Source organism: Rhizobium sp. NPDC092011 (assembly GCF_044756305.1).
GTDB lineage: Bacteria > Pseudomonadota > Alphaproteobacteria > Rhizobiales > Rhizobiaceae > Rhizobium.
The window spans coordinates 913,353-935,220 of sequence record NZ_JBIVSO010000002.1 but is presented as its reverse complement, the minus strand read 5'-3'; the positions used below and the strand labels follow the sequence as shown (position 1 = coordinate 935,220).

Sequence of the window (21,868 nt, the reverse complement as noted above, 5' to 3'; positions counted from 1 at the left end):
TCCCCTGGAGACCAGATATCGCTATTCATCAATGCCGCGCGCGGCCGTCATATGTCTTCACCGTATCGCCACCGAACAGCAGTCGTTGCGGATTACGGTCGAAATTAGTGATGGTCGAGTTCAGATTGTCAACCGTGCCGCGCATATCGTTGATAAGCGTCTGGGCGTCACGCAGGCCGCTGCTCGAAAATTTCTGCAGGTTGTCGGCAATGGGACCAATGCGCGAATTGAGGTTGTCGGCCATCTTCTTGAAGGATTCGAGCGTATCCTTGGCTTCGGCAAACAGCGACTGCGTGCTGTCGTTGCCAAGCAGGGAATCAACCTTGGTCAGGATGCCGTCGACCTTGCCGGATGCCGAGTTCAGCTTAGTGGAAATATCACGCGCATTGGCGATCGTCTGGTCGATATCCTGCTGATGAGCGGCGACCGAGTTGGCGACGTCACGTATCGACGCGACCGCCGTGCGAGCCTGCTTCGTCACGTCGGCGATATCGTCAACCGATCCTTTGATTTTGGCGGGGTCGATCTGCGCAACGATCGCGTCAACGCGATCAAGCGTCTGCTGCGCCTTCTGCCCGAAAGTGTTGTAGGTATCGGCCGTCTGCTTGAAGCTTGCAATTGTGGCCTTCAGATCCGCCGTGGCGTCGGCGACGTTCGCGGTAATCCGGTCGGCGTTGGCGATGACGTCATTGACCTTCTGCGCATCGACGGCACGCACCAGCTTCTCGATTGCATCCAGTGTCGAGTCGACGCGGACGGAAACGGTCTTGAACGTATCGGACAACTGCCCGACGCTTGCCAGGAACTTGTCGATATTATCGGAATTGTCGGCGATCGCCTTGGAGAACTTCTGCGCGTTGCGCACCGTATCGGTCAAAGGCCCGCGCGAATCCGAGACGAACCCCTGGATATCGCCGATGGTGTCATTGGCACGGTTCAGAATCTTGTCCGCCGTCGTCAGCAGGTTCGTGACGCTGGATTGATCGGCGAGCAGTACCGCTCGCTTGCCCGTGTCGATCGAGCGCTTGAGGATGTTTTCATCGCCGTTACGGCCGCCGGAAAGCTCGATATAGGCGGCCCCGGTCAAACCCTGGATCTCAAGGATGGCTTTCGTCGATGTGTAGACAGGCGCATCGGCGCGCACCTGCGTGAAGGCCAAGGAATAGTTCGGATCGTCGGCGTCGATCGACAGCCCCTGTACCGAACCCACCTGAATACCATTGAAGCGAACCGGCGAGCCTACGCTCAAGCCGTTTGCCGAACCGGGAATACGCACGACGAGCTCGACCATCGGACCGCCGCGGCCATATTCGGCCATCCAGTAAACGAAACCGAAGGCCGCCGCGATGACAAGCAGCGTGAAGAACCCGACGATCGTATAATTGGCTTTGGTTTCCATAGTCTCCAGTCACTTCTCGCGGCTGTAGGCGCCTGCGCCTTTATCGTCGTTGCGGCCTCTGATGTCTTCCCGCGGCACGATCGAGCGTGCGCGCTTGCCCCTGAAGTAGGATTGCACCCAGGGATCATCACAGGCGAGCATGTCCTCAACCGTGCCTTCCACCAATACCCGCTTCTGTCCGAGAACGGCAATACGGTCGCAAACGGAAAACAGGCTGTCGAGGTCGTGAGTCACCATATAAACGGTCAGACCGAGCGTGTCGCGCAGCTTGGCGATCAGCTCGTCGAATTCGGTTGCCCCGATGGGATCGAGCCCCGACGTCGGCTCGTCGAGGAAAACGAGGTCGGGATCGAGCGCCAGGGCCCTCGCAAGCGCCGCGCGCTTGATCATGCCGCCGGAAAGCTCGGAGGGATATTTGTCGGCGGCGTCGGCAGCCAGACCCACCATGCGGATCTTCATCAGCGCCAGTTCGTCCATCATGTCCATCGGCAGGTCGAGATACTCGCGCATCGGCACCTGAATGTTTTCTTTCACGGTCAGCGAAGAAAACAGCGCCCCCTGCTGGAAGAGCACTCCAAGGCGCATGTCGAGGCGGTTGCGTTCATTCTCGTCGAGTTTGTCATAGTCTTCGCCGAGAATCTCGATGGTGCCGGAGCGACGGGGCAGCAGCCGCAGCACAGTGCGCAACAGCACGGACTTGCCCGCACCCGATGCGCCGACGAAGCCCAGGATTTCGCCGCGATAAATATTGAGATTCAACTTGTCGAGAACGACTTTCGACCCGAAAGCGACCGTAACGTCCCGTGCCGACAGCACGATGTCTCTGCCATGCTCATCTGTTTCCAACGGGATCTCCGAGTGAAGCGCGCTCATCCCTGCCATCCCTCAGAAATCGATCGCGGCATAGAACATGGCAAACAGCCCGTCCATCAGAATAACGACGAAGATCGACTTTACCACTGACGAGGTCACGTGCTGGCCGAGCGATTCGGCGCTGCCTCCGACCTTCAACCCCTCGACCGCCGCGACAATACCGATGACCAGCGCCATGAACGGCGCCTTGATCATGCCGGAAATCACGGTGGAAAGGCTGATCGCCTCGTGCAGGCGTGAAATGAAGGTGGCAACGGTAATCCCGGAATAGCCCCAGGCGACCATCGCCGCACCGAAAAGCGAAGCGAAGTTGGCAATGATCGTCAGCAATGGCAGCGCAACCGTCAACGCGACAAGTCGTGGGAAAATCAGCACGCCGACAGGGTTCAGGCCCATGACCTTCAGCGCATCGACTTCCTCGCGCATCTTCATGGAGCCGATTTCGGCCGTGATCGCGCTGCCGGAACGGCCGGCGATCATGATGGCGGTGAGGAGCACGCCGATTTCACGCAATTGCAGAATGCCGACGAGATCGACAACGAAGACTTCGGCGCCGAAATAACGCAGCTGGAATGCGCCCTGCTGGGCGATGATCGCGCCGATCAGCGACGACATCAAAAGGATGATCGGAACGGCGCGCACGGCCATGTGGTCGATCTGGTTGATGATCGAGGCCGGCGAGACACCGCTGCCGCGCCCGAACTTCAGCTGCGCTCCACGGACCGCCGAGCCGAGAATATACATCGCGGCAATCAGGTTGCCCCACAGGTCGTAGACATTCTTGCCGATGGGTGCCAACAGCCTTTCGGCCAGGGATGTTTTCGGCTTCGGCGCGGCGCTTTGCTCGCTGGCATCCTTGTCGAAGGCGGTCAGCAATTCGTCGATATGCGGGTTGGAGCCGTCGATGGTCACGGTGGCGCCATGAGCTTCCTGGCTCATCTTCAGCCGTCGGATCAGCAGCGCCCCAGCGGTATCCACATCCGAGAGTGCGGAGAGATCGATAACGACATTCCCGCCGGCGCTGCGCTTCGAGAGCTGCTCGATCTGCCGCAGCACGCCATGCACATTGGCGCTACGCCAATTGCCCTCGAGCCGATAGCGATGCCCTTGGCCATCACCCTCGTCATCGATCCTCGGTGCATCGGTTTTCTGTTCGGCTGCTTTCAAACTCATGCGTCTTTCAGATCTGGCATCACAGGCGTCGACTCGGATTGCCCGAACGACGCCCATGTCTAATACACCGACTGCACAGGAAATTGCTATGCCGCGCCGCGGCCAAGATATGGCACGGCTTTTTGATATCCAAATGAATTCGTTGCATCCGCGTCACGAGACGCCGTGCGCGCCTCCGCCGATAACAGAGCTTTTGGGCTGAAGTCCACGCGCGACGATGACCATGGCCAGACCGAAAGCGGCCAATGCAGCCATGACATAATAGCTGTAGAGATCGAGCCAGGCGTAAAGATAGCCGGAGGCCAGCGTCATCAGGCCGAGGAACATGCCGTTATAGAAATAATAGGCGCCCTGCGCCGATGATTCCTGCGTTTCCTGGACGGATGCGACGATGCGGCGTTGAACGCCGGTGTGCACGCAGGCAAATGTGCAGGAATGCAGGCATTGCAGCAGGAAATAGCCCAGGAAGCCGAAATTGACCGGAAACAGGATCCAGCGCAGGACGCAGACGGTCGAGCCGAAGAAAATAAGCGTCCATGCGCTGAACCGGCGATTCAAGGTCTTGGACAAGAAGAATACCATCACCTCGGCTGCGACGCCGATGCTCCAGAGAACCGCAATCTCCGTGCCGGAAAAGCCGAGCTTGCGCCAATAGATCGATGCGAATGTATAGAGCATCGCATGGCTCGATTGCTGCACAGAGACGCCGATCATGGTGATGAGCAATTGCGGAGAACGCAGGCTGCCGGTCGGCGCCTGCAGGTTGATCGGCTGATTGCGTCGCCGCGTCGGTCCGATGCGCGGCGAAACCAGGCCCATCAGCATCGTCAGCACGAAGCCCGCGACCATTACGGGGAGCACCATCGTACCGCCCCACATTCCGATCATCTGCCCCCCGAGAAGCGTCGAGATGATGAAGGTGATCGACCCCCAGACCCGCATCGAGCCGTAATCGAAGCCCCAACGCCGTACGCCGGACATTGCGATGGATTCGACCACCGGAATATACGGCGCATAGGTTGCCCCTTGAATGCCGTAGACGAGCAGGACCGGCCAGAAGTCGCTGGTCCAGTAGAGCGCGATTGCTGTGAGCAGCGACAGGCCGCCGGACCAGAACAGTACATCGGCGCGTTCCTTCATATGGTCGGCAAGCACGGCGATGATCGGCGTAACGAGAACGCGCACGACCATCGGCACCGCAATCACGAGTCCGATCTCGTGATCGCTGAAGTTCAACCCCGCCAGCCAGACGGGAAAGAACGGCAAGGCAATGCCGTTGACGAACAACGGAGCACAATAGGACAAAGCGGTGCGCAAGCGGAAATACGGAGGCGCACCCTCACCTTGGAAAGATTTTATCGCGGGAATCATGACAGACCTGAAGGGAACTCATTTGTCCCTATCACTCTATCGAGAGCACGACTATGGCGAGAAATGGTCGAACTGTAACGTTTCCGAAAAAGTTCGGCCGTCTCGGCCTTTCCTGACGGTCAATATTTATGACAGCCTATTATTAAGCTCGTGAACAGGTACGAAGTCACGCGGCCTGAGCGCCCAGCGACTGCGGCAGCTCCTCTATCGAAGCGCCGACGGACTGCGCCTCGAGGATTGTCCGCCAGGTGATCAGTTCGAAGGTGCCGTCCTCATGCTCGGCAATCGCCGTGCAGCTTTCCACCCAGTCTCCGGTATTGATGTACTGCACGCCATCCATATCTTCGATCACGGCATGATGGATGTGACCGCAGATCACGCCATCGGCATCGTTGCGCTTGGCCTCTTCGGCAACCACGCGCTGGAATTCGCCGATGAAGTTGACCGCGTGCTTCACCTGCAGCTTCGCCCAGGCTGAGAAGGACCAGTAGGGCATGTTCAGACGACGACGCACCGCCGCAAGGCCGATATTGATCAGGATGGCCATGTCATAGGCCCAGTCGCCGAGATAGGCGAGCAGGCGGGCGTTGCGAACGACGACATCGAATTCATCGCCGTGCAGGACGAGATACTTCTTTCCGTCTGCAGTCTCATGCATGGCGCGCTGCACCACTTCGATGCCGCCGAAGTGCATACCGGGGAAATCGCGCAGGAATTCATCGTGATTGCCGGGAATGTAGACGACGCGGGTGCCCTTGCGCGCCTTGCGCAAAAGCTTCTGCACCACGTCGTTGCAATCCTGCGGCCAATACCAGTTTCGCTTCAGGCGCCAGCCATCGACGATGTCACCGACGAGGTAGATGGTATCGGCCTCGTGATGGCGGAGAAAGTCGAGCAGAAAATCCGCCTTGGCAGCTTTCGAACCGAGGTGAACGTCAGAGATGAACAATGTGCGGAATCGCCGGGTGTCCATGTTTTCATTCACGAACTCTATGTCCGTGCCCTATCCTAGCCTTACCTAATCCAAAACCAGACTCGTGTTTCAGGAAGATGACAAACCCTGTGCTTGGCGGTTCTAAGGGCCGATTCGGACGCTCGTGGCCACACGACTGAAACCAGAGCGAGAAGCCATGAAAATGGTGGGCCTAAAGCGGATAAGTGTTTCGCACCGTTTCGCTCTTGCAAGTGGCCTGTCACGCAGCCGATCAAGACATTGATCGCGGCAAAAACGCCCAGCGACGTCAATTGCGTACTGTGAACGCCAAGCGATTGATGTATGCAGGGACTCGAAGCACACGCCTGGAATGGAGACGCATATGGATACGAACGACAATTCGAAAGCAGCCAAGAACATGGCGAGTGGCAACTTCGACGAACAGGCGCTCTATTTCCATCGTTATCCCCGCCCCGGCAAGCTTGAAATTCAGGCAACGAAGCCGCTCGGCAACCAGCGCGATCTAGCGCTGGCCTATTCCCCGGGCGTTGCCGCTCCCTGCCTTGCAATCCGTGACAATCCCGAGACCGCCGCCGATTATACGTCCCGCGCCAACCTCGTTGCCGTGATTTCCAACGGCTCTGCGGTGCTCGGCCTCGGCAATATCGGCCCGCTGGCCTCCAAGCCCGTCATGGAAGGCAAGGCCGTTCTCTTCAAGAAGTTCGCTGGCATCGATGTCTTCGACATCGAGGTCGCGGCCCCTACAGTCGATGAGATGGTCAACACCATCTCCGCGCTCGAGCCGACCTTCGGCGGCATCAACCTGGAAGACATCAAGGCGCCGGAATGCTTCGACGTCGAGCGGCGCCTGCGCGAGAAGATGGAAATCCCCGTTTTCCATGACGACCAGCACGGCACTGCCATCATCGTCGCCGCCGCCATCCTCAACGGACTGGAACTGGCCGGCAAGAAGATCGAAGACGTCAAGATCGTCGCCTCCGGCGCCGGTGCCGCAGCACTTGCCTGCCTCAACCTGCTCGTCATCCTTGGCGCCAAGCGTGAAAACATCTGGGTCCACGATATTGAGGGCCTGGTCTACAAGGACCGCAACGTCCTGATGGACGAATGGAAGTCGATCTATGCCCAGGACAGCGACAAGCGCGAACTGGCCGAATCCATTCCCGGTGCCGACGTGTTCCTCGGCCTGTCCGCCGCTGGCGTGCTGAAGCCGGAGCTTCTCGAACAGATGGCGGAAAAGCCGCTGATCATGGCGCTCGCCAACCCGACGCCGGAAATCATGCCGGACCTGGCACGCGCTGCCCGTCCCGATGCGATGATCTGCACCGGCCGCTCCGATTTCCCGAACCAGGTGAACAACGTTCTCTGCTTCCCCTATATCTTCCGCGGCGCGCTCGACTGCGGCGCAAAGACGATCAACGAAGAAATGAAGATGGCCGCGGTTCGCGCCATCGCCTCGCTCGCCCGCGAAGAGCCCTCCGATGTCGCCGCCCGCGCCTATTCCGGCGAAACGCCCGTCTTCGGTCCCAACTATCTCATCCCCTCGCCCTTCGATCCGCGCCTGATCCTGCGCATCGCGCCGGCCGTGGCGAAGGCCGCCGCGGACAGCGGCGTTGCGCTGCGTCCGATCAAGGACTTCGACGCCTACATGGACGAGCTCAACCGCTTCGTCTTCCGCTCCGGCTTCATCATGAAGCCGATCTTTGCCGCTGCGAAGATTGCCGAGCGCAAGCGCGTAGTCTTCTCCGAAGGCGAAGATGAGCGCGTGTTGCGCGCAGCCCAGGTTCTGCTCGAAGAAGGCACGGCAATCCCGATCCTGATCGGCCGTCCTTCCGTCATCGAGACCCGCCTGAAGCGCTACGGCCTGAAGATCCGTCCGAATGCGGATTTCGCCGTCATCAATCCGGAAGACGATCCGCGCTTCCGCGAATATGTCGAGCTTTATTTCTCGCTCGTCGGCCGCGCCGGCGTTATCCCCGAAGCCGCCCGGACGATCGTGCGTACCAACGCGACGGTGATCGGCGCGCTCGCCCTGAAGCGCGGCGAAGCCGATGCGCTGATCTGCGGTCTGGAAGGCCGCTACGAGCGTCATCTGCGCATCGTACGCCAGATCATCGGCAAGCGGCCAGACGTTCGCGACTTTTCGGCGCTCAGCCTGCTGATCTCGCAGCGCGGTGCCACCTTCTACACGGATACCTACGTAACTTTTAATCCGAACGCAGAAGAAATCGCCGAATCCACCGTACTTGCAGCGCAGGAAATCAAGCGTTTCGGCATCGAGCCGCGCGCCGCTCTCGTCTCGCACTCCAATTTCGGTTCGCGGGAATCAGAAAGCGCCACCAAGATGCGCGAGGCACTGGCGCTCGTTCGCAAGGCGGCACCGGAACTGGAAGTCGACGGCGAAATGCATGGCGATAGCGCCATTTCAGAAAGCCTGCGCCGCCACGTGATGCCGGACAGCACGCTCACGGGCGAAGCGAACCTGCTCGTCTTCCCCAATCTCGATGCCGCCAACATAACCCTCGGCGTGGTCAAGACCATGACTGACGGGTTGCATGTCGGCCCGATCCTGCTGGGCACGGCACTCCCCGCTCATATTCTGTCGCCTTCGGTCACCTCGCGCGGCGTTGTCAACATGGCGGCTCTCGCCGTGGTCGAGGCATCGCAGCTCGTTTGATCCAAATCTTTTGCGGCCGCCTCTCCGAGGTGGCCGCAATTCGACAAAACTGTCTCGAAATCCGTGCCTTTTGATGGATACGTTGTTAAGCTCCAAAGTGTAGCTTTCAGCGACATTCAACCGCTTTCGAGAACGGAAATCGTGAACCGCGGCACACACCTAGTTTCCATCGCCTTGCTGTCCCTGTTGGCGGCAACACCGAGCCTCGCCCAGACCGATCTGTGCGACGAGTTGCGCGGACGTTTCGCAGATACCACCGAGATCGTCGGCGCCAGCCAGGAAACGCGCCAGCTTTCCCGCGCCATCGTGCAACAGAACCTGATGATCCGGCGCGTGATGAGCGATTTGCGCAATCAGGGCTGCGTCGTCGATGGCGGCTTCGGCGTTTTTGGAGACGACAATAGCGCCGTTTGCGACGACATGAGAACATCGTTGGACGCGATGCGGCACGATCTCGGCATACTGATGGACGAGCGCGAACGGAGCACCGGCCGGGTCGATGCCGCCGGCCTTCAGCGCCGGCAATTGCTGGATACGATGCAGCGAAACGGCTGCAGCGCACCGGCGTCGGCTGCGCCGGATATCGTTATCAACACCCGCACGCATCTCGACACCTATGCCTCGCCAGAGCAATCCTTGGCGCAGCCCGACAGTTCGATCACTGTCATCGAAAAACCCAGGTTGCAAAAGAACTCTAGCCTGCAGCAAATGCAGGCGCCTGCGGCGAAGGCACCGCCGGTAGCGCAGGCGACGCCGCAGCAATTCCCGCCTGATCGCCCCTACGATCCCTCCGCCAACAAGGTCCGCCAAGTCGGACCGCAATTCCTTGCGACCGATCCGGGCGGCATCGACCTCAAACATCCGAAGGCAGCTGGCCCGCAGCCGACGCAATAGGCCGCTGCAGCAGGGAGATGATGTTTTCATCTCCCGTTTCTTGCGCAAGATCGCGGTAGGACCTGCCGGTCGCATCCCGAATAGAAGCGTCCGCGCCACGTTCCAGCAGAAGGCGCACCGCGTCCCCACGTCGATTGCCGATCGCAAAGCCGAGCGGCGTCATCCAATCGCGGTCGGGGCTGGACTGTCCCTGCGGCCGGAAATCGCTGAAACGTAGATCCCGCCGTTCCGGATGGCTGTCGATGAGATCCGTCAGCTGTTCCATTTGGCCGAAAGCGGCAGCGGCGAAGATATCGAGCGGATAGGTCTTCAGGAACTCGACCATTTCCGATTTGCCGTTGTAATCGGCCCAACCGATAGCCGGCGCATAGAAATGCGGATCGCGGATGGTGGTATCGGCGCCATGCTCGATCAGCAGCCGCGCCATCTCGATATGGCCATGAAGCGCAGCCTCATGCAGCGGCGTGCGGCTGGTCATCGCATTGACGTCGAGGCCCAGCGCCAGCATGACGTAAACAGCCCGCAGATTATTGTCGCCGGCCGCCTCGTGCAGCATGGCGGGATGCGCCCGCCGCATCGCTTCGGGGATATTAAGCTCGCGTGCAACGTTCTTTATGTGCTCGACGAGTATTGCCGGATCGTCCACCTCGTTGCCGGCTCCCTCCTGAATTTTGATGTAGACCCAATCCTCGGGCTTCAGACGAACCGCTATAGCTCCCTGCTGAACGAGATATAATGTGAGTTCCTTGTCATCGCCTAGCCGCGCCCATTCGTAAGGCGTCCGCCCATTGACAGGCTTGTTGACATCCGCTCCATGCTCCACCAGCAGGCGAACGCGCGAGGCCATACGATGCTCAAGCGCCCATGCGAGCTGATAGTCGAAAACGGCCTGCGAGTTCGCGACGAATTTGCCGTCCTCGCGCACCAGCCAATTGTTCCGATCGGCGGCGGACAGCCCATATTCCAGCAGCAGGTTCAGGCAGGTATCGTCAGGTTCGAACATGCGGTTGTAAAGCGCCTGACTATCATTGGCTTCGGCACCGGCTTCAAGCAGCAGCCGTGCAAAGGCCTCGCAATCAGGATGCTGAGGCTGACGCTCCTTACCCGCCTCGCCTTCACCGAACACGCCAGTCAATACGGTGAAGCGATATTGGCCACCGTCGAGGAAGAAGGCGTTGACATCAGCCCTGCGCCTGACCAGCTCGCGCGCGGCCGGCAGGCTTGATCGGCCCGGAAAGCGCGCATAGGCCGCATACATCAGCGGCGACCAGTCATAGGGGCCGCCCTTGCGATCGAGAAGGTGCGGCTGACGCTCTAGCCAACGCCCGACCCCATCGGCATCGCCAAGCGCGGCGGCCACATGAATGTTCTCGACGGCGATCTCCGGATTTGCTTCCAGCAGCTCACGCGCTTCCTCGAAGCGGGCGGGATCGGCGGCGATGCTGCCGAAGTAGGAAAGCGTTACCAACGAAAGGAAGCGGTTGGCAAGTTGGTCTGGCGGGAAGTTTCGATGATCGCCCGCCTCCAGATGCACCTTGAGCTTGGCCCAGCTGGAGAATCCGAGTTCACGGGCAAGGACGAGCTGTATGTCCTGCAATCCGACATTGGCAATGTCAGCGAAATAGGGAGCGGCGCGGCCCCGCGCCGAAGCGTCGCCGGACTGAACTGCTTTGAGGAAAGCCTTGGCCTGCTTTTTCAGGGAATCGAGAGTGGCGTTCGCCGCCAAAGAGCGCGTGGTCAAAATAGACCTCCTTCCATTTACGTCCGGTATCCGCGCCCACAGACTGAAAAGAGGTGTGGCAGTCTCGTATTCCATGCTTCAGGTGGGCTTTGCCCTTCCCGCGGATCGGATGCGCCCTGAGAACGGATCACATCTATCGCGCGAAATACGATCTGTCCAGAGGTCACAATTTTGGATTCAGGCCGGTTCGTACCGCACATAGGCGAACTCGTCACCACCAGGTGACCAGTTGGGCACATTGATCGATCCCTGCCCGCCGAAAAGCTCGAACAGGGTCGTAAGGTTGCCGCCGTCCATATCCATCAGCCGCATGCGAACGTTGAGATCGCGCGGATGATCGAAGACATCGGGATCGTATGAGATCAGCACGACCTTGTCGTTTTTCGGTGACGGATGCGCGAACCAGTTGCCGTAATTGTCGTCGGTCAGCTGCTGCAGGCCGGTGCCGTCGGGATGAACGCGCCAGATCTGCATCAGGCCGGTACGGCTTGAATTGAAATAGATCCATTGCCCGTCGGCGGAAAAATCAGGCCCGTCGTTGCGGCCCTCGCCATGCGTCAGCCTCGTTTCCTCGCCACCATCGATGGAGATCGTGTAGATGTCGAAGACGTCGTTGCGGATGCCGCAATAGGAAAATCGCTGCCCGTCAGGAGACCAGCCATGCCAATAGGACGGCAGATTAGTCGTCACCTGACGCGGCGTGCCGCCCTCGGCGGGCAATACATAGATGCAGGACTTGCCGTGCTGCGTTTTGTCGGAAATGGCGATCAGCGATCCATCCGGGGAAATCCCGTGGTCGTTATTGCACGTGACAGCAAAACCGGTATCGACACGAACGATGTCACCGCTACCATCCAGCGGCAGCCGATACAGCAGCCCGTCGCCGTTCAGCAGCAGATAGCGACCGTCAGGCGAATAGTTCGGCGCCTCGATCAGCTGGTCGGTTTGCCAGACGACACGATTGGCGCCAGTACGGATATTGTAGATTTCCACCGAGCTGCGCATGCGTTCTCCCTTGCCGTCCGCCGCGCAATCAGCGGTCGCGGAACCGGTTGGTGATCGGATACCGGCGGTCGCGGCCGAAATTTTTCTTGGTGATCTTCACGCCCGGCGCCGACTGGCGGCGCTTGTACTCGGCGAGATAGAGCAGATGCTCGATTCGATGCACCGTCGCGACGTCATGTCCCCGCGCGACAATCTCCTCGACCGACATTTCCTTTTCCACCAGACATTCGAGAATGTCGTCGAGCATCGGATAGGGCGGCAGCGAATCCTGGTCCGTCTGGTTCGGCCTGAGTTCAGCCGAAGGCGCCTTGTCGATGATGTTATGCGGGATCACCTCACCCGATGGGCCGAGTGCACCGGGCGGCACATGCAGGTTGCGCCAGCGCGACAGCGCATAGACCTGCATCTTGTAGAGATCCTTGATCGGATTGAAGCCGCCGTTCATGTCGCCATAGAGCGTGGCGTAGCCAACCGACATCTCGGACTTGTTGCCTGTTGTCACCACCATCGAGCCGAACTTGTTGGAGATCGCCATCAGGATAGTGCCGCGGGCGCGGCTCTGCAGGTTTTCCTCGGTGATGCCGCTTTCAGTACCTTCAAACAGATCGGACAAGGCCGAGGTGAAGCCGGTGACGGGATCCTCGATCGGAACGATATCATAACGGCAGCCGAGCGCCTTGGCGCAGTCCGCAGCATCCTTCAGCGAATCCTGCGACGTGTATCTGTAGGGTAGCATGACCGCGCGCACGCGCTCCTCGCCGAGCGCGTCGACGGCGATTGCGGCGCAGATCGCAGAATCGATGCCGCCGGAAAGGCCGAGCACGACCGACTTGAAGCCGTTCTTGTTCACATAATCGCGGAAGCCCAGCAGGCATGCGCGATAGTCGGCCTCCTCACCTTCCGGAATATGCGCCATCGGCCCTTCGGTGCAGTGCCAGCCATCACCGTTCTTCTTCCAGGTGGTGACCGCCAGTGCCGTCTCGAACTGGCTCATCTGGAAGGCCAGCGTCTTGTCCGCATTGAAGCCGAAGCTCGCGCCATCGAAAACCAGCTCATCCTGGCCGCCGACCTGCGCCGCGAAAATCAGCGGCAGACCGGATTCGATCACCTGCCGCAGCGCGACCTGATGACGGATATCGACCTTGCCGCGATAATATGGCGACCCGTTCGGCACCAGCAGGATTTCGGCCCCGCTTTCGGCCAGCGTCTCGCAGATGCCAAGATCGTTCCAGATCTCCTCGCAGATCGGAATGCCGATGCGGACGCCGCGGAAATTGACGGGACCGGCTATGGTTCCCTCGTCGAAAACCCGCTTCTCGTCGAACTCGCCGTAATTCGGCAGATCGACCTTGTCTCGGATGAAGATGACCTTGCCGCCATCGAGAACGGCTACGGAATTGTAGCGGCCCGCATCGCCTTGCCGCGGAAAGCCTATAACGACTCCCGGCCCGCCATCGGCGGTATCGGCAGCAAGGCTCTCGACGGCCTTCCAGCATGCGCGCAGGAAGGCCGGTTTCAGTACCAGATCCTCCGGCGGATAGCCTGATATGAACAGCTCCGTCAGCAACACGATATCAGCGCCTTCGCGCGCCGCTTCGGCCCGCGCCTCGCGCGCTTTTGCGAGATTGCCGGAAACGTCCCCGACCGTCGGATTGAGCTGCGCAACCGCGATGCGGATCGTGTGGGTGATGTGGCTTTGCTCTGTCATGCCATACATTTAGCGGCGCCATTTCCCTTCGGCAACCGCCTTTGGCTCACGACGACCATCTTAGATCGCGCCACGCGCACAGGCGGTATTTTTACTCGGAAAAATATCAGCATCGCCTTGCAGTTCATCGCGCGTTCATGACAGAAGCATGACACTTTTATGAAGGTTTAAGCATTCGGAGAAATCTTTGGTCGATCAGGTCATTGGTTCCGTCTCGACGGGCAGGCTCACTCTTTTTCAAAAAATCGGCGCGGCGAGACAGCAATCGGCTGCCCTGCGCCAATTTTTGAGCCTGATACTGACATTGCTGATCGCATCCTCGATCGTCGTCGGCGTTGAGTGGATTGCACGCGGCGAGTTCTCGGCCGTGCTGCCTTACCTGCTTTCACCGTCGCGGCCGGGTTTCACCACAATCGGCCTCATCATGCTTGTCATGTTGATGCTGGATGCACTGTTGGGCCGCGCGCATCTGTCTGCTTTGATCGTCGCTCCGCTGGCGCTCGTCCCCGCATTCATCTCCAGCCAGAAGCAAAACTATCTTTCCGACCCGCTCTATCCCTCCGATTTCCTCTTCGGTCGGCAGATTGTGGAGCTGATGCCCGTCATGGTGCGCGACCGGCCCTGGACCGCGGTCGCGCTTACCATCGGAACCATCGCCGCTGTCACAGCTCTTGTCATCCTTTGGCGGCAGGCATGGCATCGGTCCGCCGCGCTGTCTCACAGGGCGCGCATGGCCCGGCTATCCGTATGCCTTCCGCTGGCAGGACTTTTCATCTCGCAGATGGACCCTACCCAATATTCCTACATCCGCGAGAAACTGCGCATCATCCCGATCGTCTGGGATCAGACGGAAAACTACAACTATAACGGCTTCATCATCGCCTTCTCGCTCAACTTGCCGATGGCCGACGTCAAATCACCGGCAGGTTATGGGCCTGATGCGATGGACGCCATACCGGCCCGCAATTATGGCTATCTTTCCGGCCCGCGCCAAAAACCTGACGTCATCATGTTGATGAGCGAATCCCTCTGGGACCCGACGCGGCTCACCAACATCACCTTCACGCCCGACCCGATGCCGACCATCCGCACCAGACAATCGGGGAATGTCTTTTCTCCGGAATTCGGGGGCATGACCGCCAATGTGGAGTTCGAGGCGCTGACGGGCTTCTCCAATGCCTTCCTGCCCTATGGCAGCATCCCCTATCAGCAATATGTTCGCCGCCCAATGCCTTCGCTTGCCACCTTCTTCCGTGGCGAAGGCTATTCGGCGCGCGCCCTCCACCCGTTCAGCGGCTGGTTCTGGAACCGTAACGAAGTCTACCGAGCCTTCGGCTTCGAGGAGTTCCACACCGAGGAAACCATGCCGGCAATGGACAAGCGCGGCATGTTCGCCTCCGACGATTCATTGATGAAGGAGATCATGCGCGAGGGCGATGGGTCGGAGCGACCCTTCTTCTTCTTTGCTGTCACCCTTCAGGGGCATGGTCCTTATGAGGCCAACCGCTATGCAGAGAATACCGTCGAGATCATCGGCAACCTGAATGACGACGATCGCGAGACCCTTGGCACTTATGCGCAGGGCGTGCGCGAAGCCGACGACAGTTTGAAGATGCTGATGGATTGGGCCGAAAAACGCGAGCGCGAAACCATCATCGTGCTCTGGGGCGATCATCTGCCCCCGCTCGGCCAAGTCTACCCGAACACCGGCTACATGCCCCAGCAGGTCGCAACCCGCAAGGCACCGCTCGACATCATGAAGCAGGAGCATGAAACGCCACTCGTCATCTGGTCGAGCAAAAAGGGCGTGCGCAAGGATATCGGCACGATCAGTCCCTCGCAGCTGCCCTATCAGCTGCTGAAGACCGCGGGATACGAGCATCCCTTCTACACCGGCTTCCTTGGTCGCGCCCAGAAGAAGTACAACATCGTCGACCGCTATCAGCTCGCGACCCGCGATAACAAGACTTTCCCGGATTGGGCACGCAACGAACAGACTATCGACCCGATTGTGCGTGACTACCGCTATCTCCAGCACGATATGATGTTCGGGCGCCAGCTGGGGCTGGAACGCTTCTTTCCCTCGCACGCACGGCTTGTCGATCAGAGCAGCTAGATCATGGCGCGCAAAACTGTACGGGACGTCGCGGCAATCATAGGTGCAAGACCAACAACCTAAGGCGCTGATAGTAAAACTGGAAGATCGCGAAGTTTCTTAGGACACCGTTGTTGCCGGCGCGGGGCGCCCTTGCGGATATTGCGGCAAGCCATCGGCAATCTCGTAATAATCGCCCTTGTCGGCGCAAAAGATATGGTAGCCGATCTCAAGGCCGGTCGGTTGATCGAAAAGCCCTGCCATGATCGAAATCTCGTCGGCACCATCCGCCTGCCAGAACAAGGCTGAACCGCAGGTCTTGCAGAAGCCGCGGCGGGCGAACGAACTGGCACGATACCAAGTGACGGCCTCCTCCCCTTCGACGACAAGCTTGTCAGCCGCGACGTTTGTGGCGGCGTAGTAGAGCCCCGTCTGCTTGCGGCATTGCGAGCAATGGCAGGCAACGACCTCACGCAACCTGTCGCTTGTCTTGAAGCGCACACTGCCGCAAAGGCAGGCACCGGAATGTTCGTCGCTCATGATCGCTCCCTCTTTAGAAAGAGCCTTTCCGAGAACGGCCTCCCGGTCAATCTCAAAGAAATGAAGCGGTGTTCAGCCGGATTGATCCATTCCGCACAAAGCAAACGGGCCGGCTTTCGCCGACCCGCCAATGACTTCGTATGTATGTTCAATCAGCCGTGCGCGCGCAGACGCTTCTCGTCGCGGCCGCCCTTCATCCGCTCGGCGAGCAGGAAGGCAAGCTCGAGCGCCTGATCGGCGTTGAGACGCGGGTCGCAATGGGTGTGGTAGCGATCCTGCAGGTCCTCGGCGCCGACGGCGCGGGCGCCGCCCGTGCACTCGGTGACATCCTTGCCGGTCATCTCGATATGGATGCCGCCCGGATGCGTGCCTTCGGCGCGATGGATCTGGAAGAAGCTCTCGACTTCGGACAGGATCCGCTCGAACGGACGGGTCTTGTAGTTGTTCAGCGTGATCGTATTGCCGTGCATCGGATCGCACGACCACACGACCTTGCGGCCTTCCTTCTCGACGGCGCGAATGAGGCGCGGCAGATTGTCGGCAACCTTGTCGTGACCGAAACGGCAGATCAGCGTCAGGCGACCGGCCTCATTTTCGGGGTTCAGAATATCGATCAGGTTGATGAGGTCATCCGCCTGCAGCGAAGGACCGCACTTCAGGCCGATCGGGTTCTTGATGCCGCGGAAATATTCGACATGGGCATGGTCCGCCTGGCGTGTACGATCGCCGATCCAGAGCATGTGGCCCGAGGTCGCATACCAGTCGCCCGAGGTGGAGTCGACACGGGTGAAGGCTTCTTCATAGCCGAGCAGCAGTGCCTCATGGCTGGTAAAGAAATCGGTTTCGCGCAGGCTCGCATTGCTCTCGGCGGTGATGCCGATTGCGCGCATGAAATCCATCGTTTCGCCGATGCGGTCGGCCAGCTTGCGGTAACGCTCACCCTGCGGGCTGTCCTTGACGAAGCCGAGCATCCACTTCTGCACGTTTTCGAGGTTGGCGTAGCCACCCATGGCGAAGGCGCGCAGCAGGTTCAGAGTCGCAGCAGACTGGCGGTAAGCCATCATCTGGCGTTCCGGATTGGGAATGCGCGACTCTTCGTTGAAGTCGATACCGTTGATGATATCGCCACGGTAGCTCGGCAGCGAGACGCCATTCTGCGTTTCGATGTTCGAAGAGCGCGGCTTGGCGAACTGGCCAGCGATACGGCCGACCTTGACGACGGGCAATTGCGCACCAAAGGTCAGGACGACGGCCATCTGCAGGAACGCGCGGAAGAAGTCACGGATCGTATCGGCACCATGCTCGGCAAAGCTCTCCGCACAGTCGCCACCCTGCAGCAGGAAGCCGTTACCTTCGGCAACATTGGCCAGATGAGCCTTCAAGCGGCGGGCTTCGCCGGCAAAAACCAGCGGCGGATAGCTTGCGAGCTGGGCTTCGGTCTCTGCAAGCGCTGCCTTGTCCGGAAAATCCGGCACCTGCTGGATCGGTTTTTGCCGCCAACTGCTGGGTGTCCAATTCTGTGCCATATCACTCACCTGCTTGTGCGCCCGGTCCTGGCCGGGCGTCCCGTCGTCGTAAATAACGCGCGCTTATAAACCTTTGCCGTCCGCTTGCAAAGGCAGGCGAACTACTGTGCTGATCTTTTGTGGCGCGAGCCAAAACTGCGCCGCTTAGGCGCGTTACACGCGCTCGCCGTTGCGGACACGGTAGCTCGGCGAATACATCGTCACCAATTCTTCCGCTGCCGTCGGATGCACCGCCATGGTCCGGTCGAAATCGTCCTTGGTGCAGCCAGCCTTCACGGAAATACCGAGCAGTTGCGCCATTTCGCCGGCATCATGGCCGAGAATATGGGCGCCGATCACCTTGCGGTCGGCTGCGTTGACGATCAGCTTCATGATCATCTTTTCGCTGCGGCCCGAGAGCGTCGCCTTCATCGGGCGGAACTGGGCGCGATAGACTTCGAGTTCCGGATAGCGCTTGGCGGCATCCTCTTCGGTCAAACCGACTGTGCCGATCTCCGGCTGCGAGAAGACGGCCGTCGGAATAAGGTCGTGGTCGGGCCGCGTCGGATTGTTCTTGTAGACGGTCTCGATGAAGCACATAGCCTCGTGGATTGCCACAGGCGTCAGCTGTACCCGGTCGGTGACGTCGCCGAGCGCGTAAATGTTCGGAACGGATGTGCGGGAATAGGCATCGACGATCACAGCGCCATGCTCGTTCGTTGCAACGCCTGCGGCCTCCAGCCCGAGGTTTTCGGTATTGGGCGCGCGGCCGAGCGCCAACATGACTGTATCGACACGCAGAACCTTGTCGTTCTTGGTCCGCACAGTAAGGCCGCCATCCACCTTCTCGACGCTCGAGATGATGTCCTGGCAGAGAATGCGAATGCCCTTCTCCACCATTGCCTCATGCAGCCCCTTGCGCAGGTCCTGGTCGAAGCGCGACAGAATCTCCGCACCTCGATAGATCAGCGTGGTCTCGACGCCGAGGCCATGGAAGATATTGGCAAACTCGACCGCGATGTAGCCGCCGCCGGCGATCAGGATCGACTTTGGCAACTCCTCTAGATGGAAGGCTTCGTTCGAGGAGATGCACAGCTCGTGTCCCGGCAGCGCCGTATGCAGGTTCGGCCTGCCGCCCGTCGCAACCACGATGGTTTCGGCTGTAACGATCTGGCCGGTTTTCAGTAGCTTGATCGTACGGGCATCCACGAGCTCCGCGCGCGTGTCGAAGATCTCAGCCTTGGCGTTGTCCAGCCCCTTGCGGTAGAGGCCTTCGAGCCGCGCGATTTCCTTGTCCTTCGCGGCGATCAGCTTCTTCCAGTCGAACGTGCTTTCGCCCACGGTCCAGCCGTAGCCGGCGGCGTCCTCAAAATGTTCGCTGTACTGCGAGGCATAAACGAAGAGCTTCTTCGGCACGCAGCCGCGAATGACGCAGGTGCCGCCATAGCGATATTCCTCGGCAATGCCGACCTTCTTGCCGAGCGAGGCGGCAACCCGCGCGCTGCGCACACCACCGGAGCCGCCGCCAATCACGAAAAGGTCGAAATCAAACGAAGGCATGGACGGCTCCTAAAGACATGAAAACGGGCGCGAAGCACCGATGGGGGATCGGCTTTCATATAGGGAGCCGAGGCGCAAAAAGAAAAGCCCGGAATGCTGTCCGGGCTTTGAATCTCTCGCTGCGGCCGATTATCCCGAAACGCGAAATTCCGTCTCGTGAACGACCGTCGCGTTAGATTGGGGCTTACTGCTTCGGTGCAGGCTGCGCAGCCGCACCTGCGTCCGGCGTCAGAACGGGCTGCTTGACGACCTTCTGCAAGGCGTCGTTACTCTGCTTGGCGAGATCGCGCGAAATGCCCTGGCTCCAGATATCGGCAGCCTTATAGAGTTCGCGAGTTGCCAGCGGGCCGTCCTTCAGAAGCTTCTTGCCAGCCGCAGAACCGTAGAAATCGGCGATCGCCTTGAGTTCGTCAGCCGAAAATGCCTTGGCGTAGGTCACGGCGGCTTCGCGCTCGAGATCCGCACGGCGAGGTGCAAGCGCCAAAGCGGTCGCGTCGACCGTCGAGTTGATCGCATCGCCAAAATTCGGGTTGGCCTGGATCATCGTGCTCTTCAGCTGCTCGGCCAGGTTCGGGAGAATGTTGTCGAACTGGTTGGTGATTCCAAGCGCATTGATCGCGGCGCGCGCTGCCTTGATCTGATCCTCGGAGACTTCCTGCGCACTGGCAGAACCGAAAGCGATGCCCGAGAGAAGGATGGTTGCAGCGGCAAAACGGCCAAGACCCGCTAGTTTGATCATGAGATGAGTGCTCCTATGTATTGTTCGCCCGCAACGTGCGCGCACCGGCAGGGCCGGCAATGATCGCTAATGTCGCCATATTGATGAAGAGCCCGTGTTCGACAACACCGGGAATCGAGTTGAGCCCAATCGACAGCGCCTCTGCATCAGGAATGCGGCCGAAAGATGCATCGATGATAAAGTGCCCGCCGTCGGTGACAAAGGTCTTGTCGCCGGACTGGCGCAGGTTGAGCGCACCCGAGAGGCCAAGCTGCGAGGCAACCTTCTCGATCTGAATGCGGGTGGAAACAAGGCCGAACGGATTGACTTCGATCGGCAGCGGAAACGCGCCAAGCGTCTCGACGACCTTACTTTCGTCGGCGATGACGATCATGCGGGCCGAGGAGGCAGCAACGATCTTTTCGCGCAACAGAGCGCCGCCGCCGCCCTTGATCAGCGTCAGAGCCCCATCGAACTCGTCGGCGCCGTCAATGGTGAGATCAAGCTCCGGAAGCTCGTCCAGCGACTTCAAGGGAACGCCGAGCTCGTTGCAGAGCTTGGCCGTGCGTTCCGAAGTCGGAACGCCTTCGATGGTCAGGCCGGATGCGACCTTTTCAGCAAGCAGCCGAACGAATTCCTCCGCCGTGCTGCCCGTGCCGATCCCCAGCCGCATGCCGCTCTCGACATAGGTGAGTGCGGCTCTCGCAGCCTCAATCTTCATCTGGCGGGCGTCCATGCGCCACCTGCTCCCATTGTTACGTTGGTCTGCTGTTTACACGGCTCTCCGGCCAAACGAAAGCCAAAATAATGGCGCAACATAGAAATCCCCGCGCCTCTTCCCCGAGGCTTTCCGGGCCTTCGGTTGCAATTGTCCGCACGATCTTCTAACTCCGAAAGACGCACCGTTTTTTCCGACGCAAAGGCCGATTCCCCGTGACATCCCCCCTCATCGTATTCGATCTCGATGGCACGCTGCTGGACACGCACGCAGATCTCATCGTCAGCCTCAACCACACGATCGCCGCACTCAAGCTTCCGCCGGTCAGTTATGACGACGTGACCCATCTCGTCGGAAGCGGCGCCCAGGTGATGATCGAGCGGGCCTGCAAGCTGCACGGTTATGTGCTGGCGTCGGAGGAACTGCCGGCTCTGCTGCAGCGTTTCATCACCCATTATTCCGAGGCAATGCCGGGCGCGACGCAACCCTATCCGGGGCTCATATCGGCACTCACAATGCTGAAGAGCAAGGGCTACAAGCTGGCGGTCTGCACCAACAAGATGGAATCGCTCGCACGCACTTTGCTCGAGCGGCTCGACCTTACTCACTATTTCGAAGCGATTACCGGCGGCGATACCTTTGCCGTGCGTAAGCCACATGCCGAGCACCTGATCGGCACCGTCGAGCGCGCCGGCGGCGATATCGCCCATACCGTCATGATCGGCGACAGCGTCAACGACATCCTTGTCGCCCGCAATGCCGGCGTCCCCTCTATCGCCGTCCCCTTCGGCTATTCTGACGTCGGCATCGAAACGCTCGGCCCTACCCGCATCATCTATCATTATGATGAACTGACACCGGAACTGGTCGACGGATTGCTTGCAGCCTAAGCGATCTGCAGGTCTTCAATAAAAAAGGCGGCCGATGCGGCCGCCTTTT

17 protein-coding genes are annotated in these 21,868 nt (G+C 59.7%); 4 read left to right on the top strand and 13 right to left on the bottom strand.

The window, feature by feature from the left end; all coding sequences use genetic code 11:
- Positions 1 to 28: 28 nt before the first annotated feature.
- The 5 genes from ACIQJ2_RS12905 to ACIQJ2_RS12885 all read right to left on the bottom strand — a co-directional run bounded on the left by ACIQJ2_RS12905 (position 29) and on the right by ACIQJ2_RS12885 (position 5,789).
- On the bottom strand, positions 29 to 1,399 hold the full coding sequence (locus tag ACIQJ2_RS12905) for an MlaD family protein (protein ID WP_400669159.1): 1,371 nt from the start codon (positions 1,397 to 1,399) through the stop codon (positions 29 to 31).
- Between the two features lie 9 nt (positions 1,400 to 1,408).
- The gene (locus ACIQJ2_RS12900; RefSeq protein WP_400669157.1) at positions 1,409 to 2,272 is read right to left on the bottom strand and encodes an ABC transporter ATP-binding protein; all 864 of its coding nucleotides are present in this window, start codon (positions 2,270 to 2,272) and stop codon (positions 1,409 to 1,411) included.
- A 12-nt stretch (positions 2,273 to 2,284) separates the two neighbouring features.
- Complete coding sequence (locus ACIQJ2_RS12895) at positions 2,285 to 3,445, bottom strand: ABC transporter permease (RefSeq protein ID WP_400669155.1); 1,161 nt, start codon at positions 3,443 to 3,445, stop codon at positions 2,285 to 2,287.
- A 153-nt stretch (positions 3,446 to 3,598) separates the two neighbouring features.
- Complete coding sequence (locus ACIQJ2_RS12890; RefSeq protein ID WP_400669153.1) at positions 3,599 to 4,816, bottom strand: MFS transporter; 1,218 nt, start codon at positions 4,814 to 4,816, stop codon at positions 3,599 to 3,601.
- Between the two features lie 166 nt (positions 4,817 to 4,982).
- On the bottom strand, positions 4,983 to 5,789 hold the full coding sequence (locus ACIQJ2_RS12885) for a UDP-2,3-diacylglucosamine diphosphatase (RefSeq protein WP_400669151.1): 807 nt from the start codon (positions 5,787 to 5,789) through the stop codon (positions 4,983 to 4,985).
- A gap of 343 nt (positions 5,790 to 6,132) precedes the next feature.
- On the opposite strand from ACIQJ2_RS12885, the gene ACIQJ2_RS12880 reads away from it, so the two are divergent.
- Both ACIQJ2_RS12880 and ACIQJ2_RS12875 read left to right on the top strand, forming a co-directional pair.
- Complete coding sequence (locus ACIQJ2_RS12880; protein ID WP_400669149.1) at positions 6,133 to 8,445, top strand: NADP-dependent malic enzyme; 2,313 nt, start codon at positions 6,133 to 6,135, stop codon at positions 8,443 to 8,445.
- A gap of 141 nt (positions 8,446 to 8,586) precedes the next feature.
- The gene (locus tag ACIQJ2_RS12875) at positions 8,587 to 9,339 is read left to right on the top strand and encodes a hypothetical protein (RefSeq protein WP_400669147.1); all 753 of its coding nucleotides are present in this window, start codon (positions 8,587 to 8,589) and stop codon (positions 9,337 to 9,339) included.
- On the opposite strand, the gene ACIQJ2_RS12870 is transcribed toward ACIQJ2_RS12875, so the two are convergent.
- The 3 genes from ACIQJ2_RS12870 to ACIQJ2_RS12860 form a co-directional block, all read right to left on the bottom strand.
- Positions 9,299 to 11,080, bottom strand: a complete 1,782-nt coding sequence (locus tag ACIQJ2_RS12870; RefSeq protein ID WP_400669144.1) for an ankyrin repeat domain-containing protein — start codon at positions 11,078 to 11,080, stop codon at positions 9,299 to 9,301. The genes ACIQJ2_RS12875 and ACIQJ2_RS12870 overlap by 41 nt on opposite strands.
- Positions 11,081 to 11,257: 177 nt before the next feature.
- Complete coding sequence (locus tag ACIQJ2_RS12865) at positions 11,258 to 12,085, bottom strand: PD40 domain-containing protein (protein WP_199151277.1); 828 nt, start codon at positions 12,083 to 12,085, stop codon at positions 11,258 to 11,260.
- A gap of 28 nt (positions 12,086 to 12,113) precedes the next feature.
- On the bottom strand, positions 12,114 to 13,793 hold the full coding sequence (locus ACIQJ2_RS12860; protein WP_400669607.1) for an NAD+ synthase: 1,680 nt from the start codon (positions 13,791 to 13,793) through the stop codon (positions 12,114 to 12,116).
- 187 nt (positions 13,794 to 13,980) lie between these two features.
- Here ACIQJ2_RS12860 and ACIQJ2_RS12855 point away from each other — a divergent pair, with 187 nt between their 5' ends.
- The gene (locus tag ACIQJ2_RS12855) at positions 13,981 to 15,909 is read left to right on the top strand and encodes an LTA synthase family protein (protein ID WP_400669141.1); all 1,929 of its coding nucleotides are present in this window, start codon (positions 13,981 to 13,983) and stop codon (positions 15,907 to 15,909) included.
- 99 nt (positions 15,910 to 16,008) lie between these two features.
- On the opposite strand, the gene ACIQJ2_RS12850 is transcribed toward ACIQJ2_RS12855, so the two are convergent.
- From ACIQJ2_RS12850 to rpiA, 5 genes are all read right to left on the bottom strand, one after another.
- On the bottom strand, positions 16,009 to 16,428 hold the full coding sequence (locus ACIQJ2_RS12850; RefSeq protein WP_400669138.1) for a GFA family protein: 420 nt from the start codon (positions 16,426 to 16,428) through the stop codon (positions 16,009 to 16,011).
- Positions 16,429 to 16,580: 152 nt separating this feature from the next.
- Positions 16,581 to 17,954: a class II 3-deoxy-7-phosphoheptulonate synthase gene (locus ACIQJ2_RS12845; protein ID WP_199151275.1), complete on the bottom strand. Its 1,374-nt coding sequence runs from the start codon at positions 17,952 to 17,954 to the stop codon at positions 16,581 to 16,583.
- 153 nt (positions 17,955 to 18,107) lie between these two features.
- Positions 18,108 to 19,493 carry a glutathione-disulfide reductase gene (gor, locus tag ACIQJ2_RS12840; protein WP_400669135.1) on the bottom strand — a complete coding sequence of 462 codons (1,386 nt, stop codon included), beginning with the start codon at positions 19,491 to 19,493 and terminating at the stop codon, positions 18,108 to 18,110.
- Between the two features lie 184 nt (positions 19,494 to 19,677).
- Positions 19,678 to 20,232, bottom strand: a complete 555-nt coding sequence (locus ACIQJ2_RS12835) for a DUF2059 domain-containing protein (protein ID WP_400669132.1) — start codon at positions 20,230 to 20,232, stop codon at positions 19,678 to 19,680.
- 13 nt (positions 20,233 to 20,245) lie between these two features.
- Positions 20,246 to 20,947 (bottom strand): ribose-5-phosphate isomerase RpiA, encoded by a 702-nt coding sequence (gene rpiA / locus ACIQJ2_RS12830; RefSeq protein ID WP_400669130.1) that lies wholly within the window; start codon positions 20,945 to 20,947, stop codon positions 20,246 to 20,248.
- 197 nt (positions 20,948 to 21,144) lie between these two features.
- On the opposite strand from rpiA, the gene ACIQJ2_RS12825 reads away from it, so the two are divergent.
- Positions 21,145 to 21,819 carry an HAD family hydrolase gene (locus ACIQJ2_RS12825; protein WP_199151490.1) on the top strand — a complete coding sequence of 225 codons (675 nt, stop codon included), beginning with the start codon at positions 21,145 to 21,147 and terminating at the stop codon, positions 21,817 to 21,819.
- Positions 21,820 to 21,868: the final 49 nt, after the last annotated feature.